This is a genomic window from Octadecabacter sp. R77987 (genome assembly GCF_042466115.1).
Lineage (GTDB): Bacteria > Pseudomonadota > Alphaproteobacteria > Rhodobacterales > Rhodobacteraceae > SW4.
The window spans coordinates 3,199,055-3,213,349 of the sequence record NZ_JAXHBQ010000001.1 but is presented as its reverse complement, the minus strand read 5'-3'; the positions used below and the strand labels follow the sequence as shown (position 1 = coordinate 3,213,349).

Here is a 14,295-nt window from a genome sequence, read left to right as displayed (position 1 = left end):
GCGGCGGCCCCTGCCCCCGTTTCGATCACACAATCATAGCCGAGTTTTTGCAGATCAAGGGCCGAGGCCGGTGTCATCGCCACACGGTTCTCGCCCTCGTAAGTTTCCTTTGGTGCACCGATTTTCACGGATCATCCCCCTTGGTGAAAGCAGTCACGTTTGGTTAGCGGCTGGTTGGGAGATTCACAAGGCAATCGCGGCGCGAACCACACCCTAAGCGCTAACAGTTCAGGTCCGCCCACCGTCATACCCAGCGGCGGGTCTTTTCGGTGTAGCGGTAAAAGTCCTGCCGGAATTTGGTGCGCAGGCGGTTTTCTTCAGGGATGATAAAGCGCCGTTCGATCACCCAGACAAAGACCGGCACCAGTGGCAGGGCCAATGGCGCGTCCCAGCGCAGGATCAACCCCAGCAGGATCAGCGCATCCCCCAGATAGATCGGATTGCGCGAGCGTTTGAAGATGCCCGAGGTCACAAGCGCATCCGCATCCCGGTGCGGAATGACCGTCGTGCGGCGCTTGCGCATTTCCGTGATCGCCAGCAGCATGAGGATCAACCCGCCGCCAATGCAGATACCGCCCGCGAAATCGGCCCAGGCGCCGCCAAAGGTCAGCCCCAACGGCGCAGCTTGGCCGATGAACCAAGTCGTCACAGCTGCTGCCAAAAGCCAGACGGGGGGCATATCAATCCATTTCATCAGCCTGTCCAATCAGATGCGTGGGTCAAGACCCACCTTACGTGCAAGCCCTGTAAGGTGGGTTTCAACCCACCCCCTACTCCCATTCCATTTCTTCGTAAACACGGCCTGCGTTCTTGGTGGCAAGTTCCTCGAATGTATCAAGCATCTCCCAATTGGACTGATCCACATAGTAGGCATCGGTCAGGTCCCCACCCGCGTCGATGTGTTCGCCAATCTTGGCGCGCAGATCGACCAGATAGTCGCGCGTGTAGCGGCGCACTTGCGCAAGGTTCGTCGGGTGCCCGTGTCCGGGGATCACATAGGTGGGCGCAAGCGGTTCAAGCGCATTTTCCCAGGTGTCGATCCAGCAGCTTGTGCAGGTGTCGGCAAAGATCGGCGGCATGCGTTCATGAAAGGCAATGTCGCCCGCGATCATGATGTCCCACTGCGGGATCCAGACCTGCGTGTCGCCCGGCCCATGCGCGGGCCCAAGGTGCAGGATTTCAAAGCTTACATCGCCGATGGTCACATCATAGCGATCCGTGAACGACAGGTTGGGAATGGCCACACGGGTGCCTTCGGCGCGTTCGCGGTTATAGGCCTGCATGCCTTGCAGAATGAAATCGCCGTTTTCCGCAACCTCGTGGATGGCATCCACATGCGCCAGAATATCAACACCCTGATCGGCCCAGTATGAATTGCCCAAAACCGCATGGCCCTGTCCGTTTTCGTTGATCACAAGGACAACGGGCTGGTCGGTCACGCGTTTGATTTCTTCATGCAGGGCGGCAGCAAGGCGCGCTGATGCCCCGCCGTTCACCACGACAACACCCGCGCCCGTCACGACAAACGACAGATTGTTATTGTGGCCCGCGTTTTCATAGGTCGGCGGGGCGGTCGCGCCGATGGCGGAAAACACATGCGGGATCACCTCGACCGGGCTATCGTAAAGCTCGGACTGGGGGTATTTGTCGGCGATTTCCTCGTTGGCGAAAGCGGGCGCGGCAAGCAGCGCCATTACAACGGGTGCGGTCCAAAATCTCATGACGTGTCCTCCGGTTTGCTGCACAACACATTCCATGTTCTGAATGCGTGGTCAAATACCATTGCACCGCTGTCTGACTGGGATAGGCTGCGGCGATCTTAGCAGAGGACCCGCCATGCCAACCGATTTCGCCGCGACCAAGGCCATGTTTCGCTTGCCCGACGGGGTCATTTATCTGGACGGCAATTCCCTTGGCCCTCTGCCCCGCGCCGCCGCCAATAAAATGGCCCATGTCATCAAGGACGAATGGGGCGAGATGCTGATCACTGGCTGGAACAAGGCGGGATGGATGGCGCAACCGACCGCTGTGGGCGACCGGATCGCGCGGCTGACCGGGGCCGAGGCGGGCCATGTGGTGATGGGCGATACCCTGTCGATCAAGGTCTATCAGGCGCTGGCATCGGCCCTTGAACTGAACCTCGACCGCCGCGTGATCCTGTCCGACAGCGGCAACTTTCCGTCCGATCTTTATATGGCCGAAGGGCTGATCAAATCATTGGGCCGCGGCCATGAATTGCGCGTCGTCGCCCCCGAGGATGTGGCGGACAGTATCGACGAAAGTGTTGCTGTGACCCTGATTACCGAGGTCGATTACCGCACGGGCCGCCTGCACGATATGAAGGCACTGACTGCCAAGGCGCATAGCGTGGGCGCGCTCACGGTCTGGGATCTGGCGCATACGGCGGGGGCCACACCGGTTGATCTGGCGGGGGCTGGCGCGGATTTCGCTGTGGGCTGCACCTATAAATATCTGAACGGCGGCCCCGGCGCGCCCGCCTTCATTTATGTGGCCCCGCGCCACGCCGATCAGGTGCGTCCTGCCCTGTCGGGCTGGCTGGGCCATGATGCGCCCTTTGCATTCGATCTGGACTATCGCCCCGGCGCGGGGATCGAACGGATGCGGGTCGGCACACCGCCGGTTCTGGCACTGGCAGCCTTGGAAACCGCGCTCGATATCTGGGATATGACCACGATGGACGATGTGCGCGCGCAGTCCATTGCCCTGTGTGAGCAGTTCATCGCAGGGGTCGAGGCCGCCTGCCCGATGCTGACACTGGCCAGCCCGCGTGAGGCCGCCCAGCGCGGGTCGCAAGTGTCGTTCAAATTCGCCGATGGCTACGCCGCCATGCAAGCCCTGATCGCGCGCGGCGTGATCGGCGACTTTCGCGCGCCCGACATCATGCGGTTCGGCTTCACGCCGCTTTATATCGACGCCGCAGACGTGGACGCCGCCGTGGCGGTGATCGCCGATGTGATGGGCAACCGGCTGTGGGATGCGCCGGAATATCACGCAAGGCAGACCGTGACATGACAACCGGCGGCCCTGCTTGGATCACCCTCTGGCGCCGGATGGAAGGTGGCGCGCGCAACATGAAGTGCGGCCGCTAAGCCACTGCACCCCTTCACGTTTCCAATCCAAAGGCCGATTCCATGACCATAAACCCCGCCGATCACGGTGCGCAGATGTCGTTTGACGGGCGCATGTCCTACACCGATTATCTGGGTCTTGACGCGATCCTGACCGCCCAGCGCCCGCTGTCGGATGCCCATGACGAAATGCTGTTTATCGTGCAGCACCAGACGTCCGAATTGTGGATGCGTCTGGCCATTCACGAACTGACTGCAGCGCGCGACCTGATGCTGGCAGGGACCCTGCGCCCCGCGTTCAAGATGCTTGCACGGGTGACGCGGATCATGGAGCAGTTGAACAGCGCATGGGACGTCTTGCGCACCATGACGCCCAGCGACTACACCGCCTTCCGCGCGGCCCTTGGGCAGTCGTCGGGATTCCAGTCAGCGCAGTATCGCCAGATTGAGTTCATGCTTGGCAACCGCAACCGCGCGATGCTGAAACCCCATGCGCACCGCGATGATCTGACGGCGCTGCTGACCGACGAACTGGCGCAACCGTCCCTTTATGATGTGGCGCTGCGCCTGATGCACCAGTCGATCCCGCTACCCGATGCAGTGCTGACCCGCCCGCGCGATCGCCCCCATACGGCCAACGCCGATGTCATGGCCGCGTGGACCCGCGTTTACCAAGCCCCCGAAGATCACTGGGAACTGTATGAACTGGCCGAAAAGCTGGTCGATCTTGAGGATTACTTCCGCCGCTGGCGCTTTAACCATGTCACCACTGTGGAACGGGTGATCGGCTTCAAGCGCGGCACGGGCGGTACGGGTGGTGTGGATTACCTGCGCCGGATGCTGGCGGTGGAACTGTTCCCCGAACTTTGGCACCTGCGGACCGATCTTTAGGGGGTTGCCGCTGCGGCCAGCCCCGCCCCGATCATCCGCGCAAGCTGGCTAAGACGGGCGGTGTAACTGGCATAGCTGTCGGCACTCATCTTGATGCCATAGGCGGCACCAAGAAGGGTCGCGGCGATCTGGTCGGGCGGTTGGCCATGCAGTCCGATCCGGCCCCGCGCATCGCCCTTTTTCAACCAATCGGCATAGATCGCGGCCAGCCGCGCCTCGCCCGTCTGTTTGATGTCGGCCCCAAGCTGCGTGCTGGCATCCAGCAATTCGCGCCCGTGGGCCGAGGTAAAGACAGGTTCGATCACACCGCCACCCTGGGCGTGCAGCGCCCGTTCAAGCACTTGCGCGCAAGGCCCGTCGTCCGCCAGCGCGGCACTGACGGCCTGCGCCGCAGTGTCGTAATAGGCCTGCAGTAGCTGGCGCGCGATATCGTCCTTGTTGCGGAAATACTGATAAAGGGCCGGGCGTGACAGGCCCGCCCGCTGCGCGATTTCATCCATCGAGGTCTTGCGAAACCCGTATGAAATAAAGGCCTGATACGCCGCACCCAGCACGGCCTTGTGGCGAAGTTCTTCTGCGGGGGTCTGGGTATTCATGGTTTGGCTCTGACAGTTTGCTGCGATTTTGTCAACTTGACGATCTGACACTTTATGTTATTTGTGTCAGAAGCGCGACGGAGGATGCCATGACCACGACCCTCACGATCAACGGCCAATCTCACGACATTGACCTGCCCCAAGACGTGCCCCTGCTGTGGGTGCTGCGTGATGAATTGGGCCTGACGGGCACGAAATTCGGCTGTGGCGTGGCGGCCTGTGGGGCCTGCACCGTGCATATTGATGGCGCGGCGGTGCGCAGTTGTCAGGTCGCCTTGGCCGATGTCTGGGGCGATGTGACAACCATCGAAAACCTTGGCCAGCCCGACAACCTGTCGATCCTGCAACAGGCATGGGTTGATCATCAGGTGGCGCAATGCGGGTACTGCCAGTCGGGGCAGATCATGCAGGCGGCGGCGCTGTTGGCTGAAACGCCAACCCCCACCGACGATGATATTGATGCGGTCATGCAGGGCAACCTGTGCCGCTGTGGCACCTACCCGCGTATCCGCGCCGCGATCCACGATGCCGCCACCAAAATGCAGGAGGCCTAGGATGGGACGTGTCAGAACAATCGCACGGCGCACGTTTCTGGTCGGCTCGGTCGCGATCGCGGGCGGGGTGGCCTTTGGCGTCTATCTTGCGCGCAAAACACCGCCCAACCCGCTGCAACCGGCCGAAGGCGAGGCAACGCTCAACCCCTTCATCCTGATCAATCAGGACGGTGTGACGATCATCGCGCCGCGCGCCGAAATGGGCCAGGGGGTGCACACCACTTTGGCCGCCTTGGTCGCCGAAGAACTGGATGTCGCATGGGATGATATCACCGTGCTGCATGGCCCGCCCGCGCAGGCCTATTACAACGGCGCGCTGCTGGGTGCGGCCCTGCCCTATCCCGAATACGACCTGACGGATTTCCAGCACGGCGTGGCCGACAATCTGGCCGTCATGGCCAAGATCATGGGCCTGCAAGTCACCGGCGGGTCGACAGCGATGAAGGACGCCTTTGAAAAGCAGCGCCATGCAGGGGCGTCCGCGCGCGAGGCGTTGAAACAGGCGGCCGCGAACCGGCTGGGGCTGGACGCTGGTGATCTGCGCACACAAAACGGCCAGATCATCGCGCCCGATGGCACAACACTGGCCTACCACGCGGTCGCCGAAGATGCCGCCGCGCTGGATGCCCCCGAGGTTGCCCTGCGCCCCGCGTCGGAATGGAAATACGTGGGCAAATCCATGCCGCGTGTGGATATGGTTGGCAAGGTAACAGGCACAGCCACCTTTGGCATTGATACGGTGGCCGATGGCATGGTGTTCGCCACGCTGCGCATGAACCCGCGCCTTGGGGCGGGCATGACCAGCTTTGACGCCGTTGCCGCGCGCGCCATGGAGGGGGTGATCGACGTGATCGACCTTGGCCGCGGGATCGCCGTGGTCGCGCGCAACACGTGGCTGGCCTTTCAGGCCGCTGACGCGGTCGAGGTTGAATGGGAGGACGCCCCCTATCCCGCCGACAGCGCTGCGCTGATGGATGTGATCGCCGCATCCTTCGACCTGAAACCGGATTCAACCCTGCGTGACGTTGGCGATGTGGACACCCCCGTTGATGGCACGGAAATCACCGCCCGGTATCATGTGCCCTGGCTGGCCCATGCGACGATGGAACCGATGAACGCCACCGCCCATTTCACGGGTGACGCCCTGACGATCTGGGCGGGCAATCAGGCCCCCATCATCGTGCAACAGAAATGCGCCGAAGTTTGCGAACTGGATCAGGAACAAGTCACCGTGCACACGCCCTTTATGGGCGGCGGTTTCGGGCGGCGCGGCGAGGCGGATTTTGCGGTTTATGCCGCGCAGATCGCCAAGGCACTGCCGGACACCCCCGTCAAGGTCACCTGGACCCGCGAAGAGGACATGCGCCACGACTTTTACCGCCCCGCCGCCATGGCGCGCTTTCGCGGTGTGGTGAAAGACGGCGAAGCGCTGCTGCTTGAGGGCAAGATCGCCGCGCCTTCGACCACGCGGCAGTCGGCAATGCGCATCGCAGGATTTGCCCCACCCGGTGCGGACAAGGGTCATGTGGAAGGGTCGTTTGATCAGCCTTACGGCATCCCGAACTTTCGTATTTCAGGCCATATCGCCGATCTGTCGGTGCCAATCGGGTTCTGGCGGTCCGTGGGCAATTCCTACAACGGGTTCTTTTTCGACAGTTTCATTGATGAAATGGCCCATGCGGCGGGGCGTGATCCGCTGGAGTTCCGCCTGCAACTGATCGCGCGCGAAGATGCACCATCCGCCGGGTGCATCACGGCGGTCGCCGAAATGTGCGCATGGACAGGGCAGACAGCCGGTAACGTGGGGCGCGGTGTCGGGTTTACCTATTCATTCGGCACACCCGTGGCGCAGGTTGTCGAAGTCGTTGATACGGATGGCGAAATCCGCATCAACAAGGTCTGGATCGCCTGTGATGTGGGCACGGCACTGGACCCCGATATCATCAAGGCGCAGATGATGGGCGGGGCGATCATGGGGCTGTCGGCGGCCGCAGGCGAGGAAATCAGCTTTGCGGATGGCGAAGTGCAGCAGTGGAACTATCCCGACTACGATCCGCTGCGGATGCACAATGCGCCCGCCGTCGATGTGCGTGTGCTGGAAACCAACCCGCATTTGGGCGGTGTGGGCGAGCCGGGCACACCGCCCGCAATGCCCGCACTGGCCAACGCGCTGTTTGATCTGACGGGCACGCGGGCGCGGGAATTGCCACTGTCAAAGTCGTTCAATCTAATTGCCTAACCACGGCGCAGACCACAAAAACCAACCATCGGCGCTGCGAACAGCGGCGCCGCTTTCGTGTGAAAACGCGTTCAGGGCGAACTGTGCACACGCATAAATTGAACGCCGCGCCAATGTGGCAGCAATCCGGCATTCCCCTGCGGCAGAGGGCGAAATCAAGGCACCGCGCCCCGCAATAGCCTTGTTTGCTGGGCTTTTCTGCCCTTCTCACCAAACTTGTGCCGAATTCCCAGAATATCCCTAACGCAAGAATGGCACGAACTCGCCACGTCATCGCGATGGTGTGGGGCGTCGGTGCATCAACGTTGAGGAACGACAGAATGACCAATTTCACAAGCACGCAGCCTGCGAAGGGGCTTCTGTGTTCCGTTTTAACAATTTCGGGGCATTACGCCCCAACGAACGAGGTTTGATCCATGCCAATCGCAACTGAACTGAACGTCACACAGACCTCTGACGCGAGCCTGATTGCCGATACGATTTTCGGCGACGGTGTCACGGTTGTTTCGGCGACATTGACTGGCAATGCCGTGCAGTCGGGCATCTATTCGGGCGCGGACGCAACAACCCCCGGCACGGCCCCCAGCGACGGCGGCGTGATCTTTTCTACAGGGAACGTCGCGGATTATACCAATTCCAGCGGCACAACCGATACAAACACCGCCGCCAACACCGGCACGGGCCACGGTGGCGCGGGTGATGCAGACCTGACCGCACTGGGTGGATTTGCCACCGAAGATGCCGTTGTTTTCGAGGCCATTTTCGTCCCCACCGGCGATTTCCTGACGATGCAGTTCACGTTCTCGTCCGAGGAATATCTTGAATATGTCAACGGCGGTGTGAATGACGTTCTGGGCGTTTGGGTGAACGGCACGTTTGTGCCCCTGACACCCTCGGGGGTCACCGCGTCGATCGACACTGTGAACGATACCGTGAACTCGAACCTTTACGTCGATAACCCAGCCGGAACCGACCCCTACAATACCGAGATGGACGGCTTTACCATCACAATGACGATGACGGCCCCCGTCAATTCCGGCGTCAACAACACCATCAAGATCGGCCTCGCCGATGGTGGCGACGACATCTATGACACGAACGTCATGATTGCTGGCGACAGTGTGCAGACCGTTGCCTTGGCGATGCAGGATGACGTGACCCTGTCGACAAACAGCAGCAAGGTCGTTGATCTGCTGTTGAATGATATTGACCAGTCAGGTGGCGGCTTGACTGTCACTGAAATCAACGGTCAGGCGATTTCGATTGGTCAGACGATCACGCTGAACACTGGCGAACAAATCACGCTGAATGCCGACGGCACGATCACCGTTACATCGGATGGGGACGTCGGCACAAATGCCCTGACCTATTCGGTCGTCGATTCCAACGGCGTCACTGACGTCGGCTATGTCACCATCCAAACCATTGCCGCCCCGACAGCGGATGGCACAGTGCAAGGCACCGCCGGAAACGATACAATCGACGGCAGCTATCTGGGCGATCCGGACGGCGATCTGGTTGACGCAAATGATGCCATTTTGCCTGGAATGTCGGGCGACGATGACCTGATTGAAGGCTTTAACGGCGACGACACGATCTATGGTGGCGCCGGCGACGATACTGTCTATGGCGGTGCGGATAACGACTCCATTGGCGACTGGGCGACCGAAGCAGGCAACGACACGTTCTACGGCGATGCAGGCGACGACTTCCTGAATGGCGGCGCAGATGACGACGAGCTGTATGGCGGCACGGGGAACGACACGCTGACAGGTGGTGTTGGCAACGATACGCTGGATGGCGGCACCGGATCAGACCAGTTCTGGATCACTGACGACCACGAGAGCGATACGATCGTCGGTGGCGAAGATGTTGGCGACGGCGATACCGACACGGTTGATTTCTCCAATTATACCAGCACCCAAGGCGTGACGATCACCGGCACCGGTGACGAGGCCGGCACATATGCCTATAACGGCACTGCAGGGTCCGGTTCTTTTTCCCAGATCGAGGAAGTCATCGGCACCGATTACGACGACAACATCGACATGTCCGCCGATAGCAGCGGCATGGAAATCGACGGTGAAGCCGGTGCCGACACCTTTACCGGTGGCAGCGGCGACGACACGATCAGCCTTGGCAACGACAGCCCCGGTGTCACGGATGGTGATGCCGATGTCGTGGTGCTGACGGACGGGTTTGGCAACGACACGATCACCAATATCGACGCCCCCACCCCCAATGGCGATGGCACCTTCACTGGAATCGACACCTTTGACGTGACCGGCCTGACTGATGGCACTGATCCTGTGCACACCAATGACGTGACCGTCACAAATGATGGCAGCGGCAATGCGGTGCTGACCTTCCCCAACGGCGAAAGCGTCACACTGATCGGCATCAGCCCCGTTGATGCGGACGATCCGTTCTATCTGAACGCGCTGGGTATTCCCCTGCCCGACGGCACGGTCGAAGGCACTGCGGGCAATGACACGATTGACGGGTCTTACACCGGCGATCCCGATGGCGACATGGTCGATGCGGGCGATGCCATTCTGGCGGGCGATACCGGTGATGATGACCTGATCTATGGTTACGGTGGCAATGACAGCATCACAGCTGGCGCCGGTGACGACGAAATCCATGGCGGCGCAGACGACGACACCATCAACGCAGGTGCGGGCGATGATACCGTTTATGCAGGCACGGGTGACGATGCGATCACGATCGGCGCGGGCAGCGGCAGCGACACAGTCGCAGGCGGCGAGGACATCGGCGATGGTGATACCGATACGCTGACATTCACCGATGGCTCTGGCCCAGATGGCGTCAATGTCACCATGACCGGCGACGAGGCAGGCAACTACGGCTTCCCGACCGATGGTGGTTCGGGCACCTTTAGCGAGATCGAACAGATCGTGCTGACCGATCAGGACGACACTTTTAACGGCACGGCGGCCACGGGCGGGAACACCGTCGACGGCGGCGCGGGCGATGACACGTTGATCGGCTCGGACGGAAGCGACAGCTTTACCGGCGGCGCCGGCAACGACACCCTGAACGCCAATCAGGGGGACGATACCCTTGATGCTGGTGCAGGAAATGACACCGTCTTTGGTGACGAAGGGGCCGACAGTATCCTGGGCGGTGACGGCAATGATGACCTTTACGGCGGCGGCGACAACGATACCATAGACGCAGGCGCAGACGATGACACCATTGAAGGCGGTGCGGGCGACGACACCCTGACCGGTGGCGCTGGTGCCGACACGATCACCGGCGGCGCAGATCAGGACGTGATCTATGGCGGCGCGGGCGATGTGATTGACGGGTCCGAAACGGGCACCGACAATGACACGCTGATCGTTTCGGGTGTCGATTACATCGACTATGACGATCTGAACCCCGAAAACGGCATCGTCTATTTTGAAGGCGGCGGCAGCCTGACCTTTACCAATATTGAAAACGTGGTGGTCAGCGACCGTGACGGCACGGTCAGTGGCACCGCAGGCAATGACACAATCGACGCCAGCTATACCGGCGATCCTGATGGTGATCAGGTCGATGACACCGACGCGATCCTTGTGGGCGACGAACCTAACGATGACCTGATCGAAGCCGGTGCGGGCGACGATGATATCTATGCGGGCCTGGGCGACGATGAAATCTATGCGGGCGCGGATAATGATACCGTGGCCGCGGGTTTGGGCGATGACACCATTTTTGGCGAAGGCGGCAATGACCTGCTGTTCGGCCAAGGCGGTGCAGACACCGTTTATGGCGGCACTGGCGATGACATCATCAACGGCGGCGCGCAGGCGGATACGCTGTTTGGTGGCGACGATCAGGACCGTTTCATCTTGGAAGCGGGCTTTGGCAGCGATGTGATCGAAGGCGGCGAAGGCGGCAGTGACAGCGACGAAATCTGGTCCACCCAGGGCGTTGATGTCACCGTCACAGCGACCGGCGACGAAGCTGGCACGATCAGCGATGGCACTTCGACCGCGACATTCAGCGAAATCGAAGCGATCGAGACCGCAGGCGGCGATGACACGATCGACCTGTCGGGCGATAGCGCCGGCATGACCGTGGAGTCCGGTGCAGGGGCCGACACGATCACTGGCGGCAGCGGCGATGACAGCGTGTCAGCTGGCGATGGCCATGACGTGATTGCCGGTGGTGACGGGGCCGACACCATGACGGGCGGATCAGGCAACGATGATTTCATCATCGAGGACGGCTTTGGCAATGACACCATCATTGGTGGCGAAACGGGCGAAGGCGGCGGGGACGTGCTTGACGGCACCGCACTGACCGAAAACGTGACCCTCACGCTGACCGGCGACGAGGTGGGCACGCTTGAAAACGGCACCGACACCGCCAACTTTGACGAGATCGAAACCTTCCTTCTGGGTGACGGCTTTGACACGGCCTATGGCGGCGTTGGCGATGATTACATCGACGGCGGCGGCGGCGGCGACACCCTTTTGGGCGGCGCTGGCGATGACACGCTCAAGGGCGATGCCGGCGACGACAACATGCAAGGCGGCACCGGTGCCGATACCCTGACAGGTGGCACGGGCGACGATGCAATTACCTTTGCCGAAGGTGACGACGCATGGGGCGACGACGGCAACGATCTGTTCGTCCTTGAAGATCTTGGCGAATTGTCCAACGGCACCATCACGGTCACAGGTGGCAACAGCGCCGAAACGCTGGGCGGCGGTGACACGCTGCAACTGGGTTCGCTGGCCGATCTTTCGACGCTGGTGCAAACCAGCAACGGCATCAACGCAAGCGGCAACGAGACGTATTCGGGCTCGGTCACGCTGGATGACGGCACGATCCTGAACTTTTCCGAGATCGAGAACATCATCTGCTTTACGCCGGGCACCCGCATCGCCACGCCCTACGGCGCGCGGCCCATCGAAACCCTGAAGGTCGGCGATATGATCGTCACCCGCGATCATGGCTTGCAGCCGATCCGCTGGATCGAAAGCCGCACCGTGCCTGCGGTGGACCGTTTTGCGCCCGTGCGCATTCGCCCCGGCGTGGTGACGGGCCTTGAGCGCGAGATCGTGGTGTCACCCCAGCACCGGATGATGTTCAACGGCTACCGTGCAGAACTGCTGTTTGGCGAAAGCGAAGTGCTGGTGGCCGCGACCCATCTGGTTGATGGTGTGGACGTGACGCAGGACGCGGGCGGCGAAGTGACTTATGTGCACATGATGTTTGACGCCCACGAGGTGATCTATGCCGAAGGGGCCGCCACCGAAAGCTTCCACCCCGGCGACATGGGCATGACGGCCGTATCGGACGAAGCGCGCGAGGAACTGTTCGCGATCTTCCCCGAACTGCGCAGCAATGTGAACGGCTATGGCCCGACCGCGCGCCGTTGCCTGAAACAGCACGAGGCAAAACTGATCCGCGCCTAGGACAGCCAGCTCTTGTAATCACTGACCAGCAGGTGGGTGGGGGGGTCATCCTCGTCCACCTGCGCAAAGCGGCCGATGGGTTCGCGAAAGATGTTGTCGGTTTCATCGTCGTTGACGGTGCTGACCTCGCCGATCAGCACATCGCCCCCCTCGCCCCAAAAGGCGTGCCAGTCACCGGGCATCAGGGTCACGCTTTCACCCGGAGCCAGTTTCAGCTTTTCGCCCGGTGCAAAATCACGGCGCAACCCGTCGCACCAGACGGTGCCACCGGCGGTTTCGTCAAAGTTGCCTTGCGCGTCCGAGCCATAGAGTTCCACAACCAAAGTGGCCCCGCCACGGTTGATGATATCCTCGGCCTTGATCACATGGGTATGCATCGGTGACAGCTGATCCTGCTTGGAAATCAACAGCTTTTCCGCATAACACATGCCGCCGCCCCGCTGCAGATCGGCCAGACGGCCGTTGCGCAGGGTGAACAGGAACAGCCCCATATCGTCATAGCGCCCTGCCCCGTAATCGGTGATGTCCCAACCGTTACGCGCAGTGATCACGGCGTGCGCTTGGTCTTTGCGTGCCTTGAATTCATCAGGCGTCCAATAGGCCCAAGGCGGCAGGACAAACCCGTAAGAGCGGATCATCTCGTCGGCTTCGGCCATGATGGCGTTGATGCGTGAACGTTTCATTGCGACCCCCGAAGTGTTTGCGCAAACATGACCTGCAGCGCGGACAGCCGCAAGGGGGCATCAGGCAACGAGCCGGTCCATTTCTGCGGCCAGCGCATCCCAATCGGTGTATTCCTTGTCGGCGTGCGTATCGACGGTTTCATCGCGTTCGGCAGCGATCCGGCGCATGGCCCAGGCCCGAAAGAAATCATATTCGCTGAACCGGAAGGCTCCGGCAACATGGACAACACGCGCCGGCACCCATTCGGTTTCATCTTCAAAACGGGCGATGCACTTGCGCAGGCCTTTCCAGTCGTCAGCGTCCGTGCCCGCGGCTGTCAGGGACACCGCAAGGAATATCGCATCCTTCTGCGACAGTTCCGCCGCATGGGCTTCGGCCAGGTCATGCAGGTCTTTCTGAAACCCGCCCGCATGGATCGACCCGGCCAGCACCGCACGGTCAAAGCGGGTCAGGTCAAGTGGCGCGGCATCCCTTGCGGTGATCAGTTCAACTGTATGGCCGTGATCAACAAGGTAGTCGGCACAATAGCGGGCAATCTTGCGGGTTTGGCCATCGGTGGTTGCATAGGCGATGAGGATTTTCATGTGAGTGCTCCTTTGCGCGCCAGTATATGCGGGCGCGGCCACACCCGCTTTGCGCGCGATCAAAGCGAAGGGAAAAGCGCATCGTTCCAACGCGATTCTTGAGAAAACCCTTGGCGTCACCGCACGGCCCGAGAATTCAGAAAGAAGTCATGCGAGGAGTGTCCGCGAAGGGCAGCACAGAGCCCAAACTGTGAATTCAGTTTTTTTGCTGCTCGCGCTCGCA

General features: G+C 61.0%; 11 protein-coding genes. 5 read left to right on the top strand and 6 right to left on the bottom strand.

All coding sequences use genetic code 11. The annotated features are described in order from the left end of the window. The 3 genes from SJY21_RS16260 to SJY21_RS16250 all read right to left on the bottom strand — a co-directional run. Window positions 1-128 (bottom strand): hypothetical protein (locus SJY21_RS16260; protein WP_377513276.1); only part of this gene is annotated, 128 nt, incomplete at its 3' end. A 116-nt stretch (window positions 129-244) separates the two neighbouring features. After that, on the bottom strand, window positions 245-694 hold the full coding sequence (locus tag SJY21_RS16255) for a methyltransferase family protein (protein ID WP_377513074.1): 450 nt from the start codon (window positions 692-694) through the stop codon (window positions 245-247). Between the two features lie 76 nt (window positions 695-770). After that, on the bottom strand, window positions 771-1,721 hold the full coding sequence (locus SJY21_RS16250) for an MBL fold metallo-hydrolase (RefSeq protein ID WP_377513072.1): 951 nt from the start codon (window positions 1,719-1,721) through the stop codon (window positions 771-773). Between the two features lie 115 nt (window positions 1,722-1,836). On the opposite strand from SJY21_RS16250, the gene kynU reads away from it, so the two are divergent. Next, window positions 1,837-3,033 carry a kynureninase gene (gene kynU / locus SJY21_RS16245; RefSeq protein WP_377513070.1) on the top strand — a complete coding sequence of 399 codons (1,197 nt, stop codon included), beginning with the start codon at window positions 1,837-1,839 and terminating at the stop codon, window positions 3,031-3,033. Window positions 3,034-3,152: 119 nt separating this feature from the next. Further along, complete coding sequence (gene kynA / locus SJY21_RS16240) at window positions 3,153-3,980, top strand: tryptophan 2,3-dioxygenase (RefSeq protein WP_377513068.1); 828 nt, start codon at window positions 3,153-3,155, stop codon at window positions 3,978-3,980. Here the strand turns inward: kynA and SJY21_RS16235 are convergent. Next, window positions 3,977-4,576: a TetR/AcrR family transcriptional regulator gene (locus SJY21_RS16235; RefSeq protein ID WP_377513066.1), complete on the bottom strand. Its 600-nt coding sequence runs from the start codon at window positions 4,574-4,576 to the stop codon at window positions 3,977-3,979. The two genes, kynA and SJY21_RS16235, sit on opposite strands and share 4 nt — an antisense overlap. Window positions 4,577-4,665: 89 nt before the next feature. On the opposite strand from SJY21_RS16235, the gene SJY21_RS16230 reads away from it, so the two are divergent. The 3 genes from SJY21_RS16230 to SJY21_RS16220 all read left to right on the top strand — a co-directional run bounded on the left by SJY21_RS16230 (window position 4,666) and on the right by SJY21_RS16220 (window position 12,804). Beyond that, on the top strand, window positions 4,666-5,130 hold the full coding sequence (locus SJY21_RS16230; RefSeq protein WP_377513064.1) for a (2Fe-2S)-binding protein: 465 nt from the start codon (window positions 4,666-4,668) through the stop codon (window positions 5,128-5,130). 1 nt (window position 5,131) lies between these two features. Continuing rightward, entirely contained in the window at window positions 5,132-7,369 is a 2,238-nt protein-coding gene (locus tag SJY21_RS16225) for a molybdopterin cofactor-binding domain-containing protein (RefSeq protein WP_377513062.1), read from the top strand. 416 nt (window positions 7,370-7,785) lie between these two features. Beyond that, window positions 7,786-12,804: a Hint domain-containing protein gene (locus SJY21_RS16220; RefSeq protein WP_377513060.1), complete on the top strand. Its 5,019-nt coding sequence runs from the start codon at window positions 7,786-7,788 to the stop codon at window positions 12,802-12,804. Here SJY21_RS16220 and SJY21_RS16215 read toward each other — a convergent pair. Both SJY21_RS16215 and SJY21_RS16210 read right to left on the bottom strand, forming a co-directional pair. Further along, window positions 12,801-13,487 (bottom strand): D-lyxose/D-mannose family sugar isomerase, encoded by a 687-nt coding sequence (locus SJY21_RS16215; protein WP_377513058.1) that lies wholly within the window; start codon window positions 13,485-13,487, stop codon window positions 12,801-12,803. The genes SJY21_RS16220 and SJY21_RS16215 overlap by 4 nt on opposite strands. Before the next feature lie 60 nt (window positions 13,488-13,547). Then, entirely contained in the window at window positions 13,548-14,072 is a 525-nt protein-coding gene (locus SJY21_RS16210; protein ID WP_377513056.1) for a flavodoxin domain-containing protein, read from the bottom strand. Window positions 14,073-14,295 lie beyond the last annotated feature (223 nt).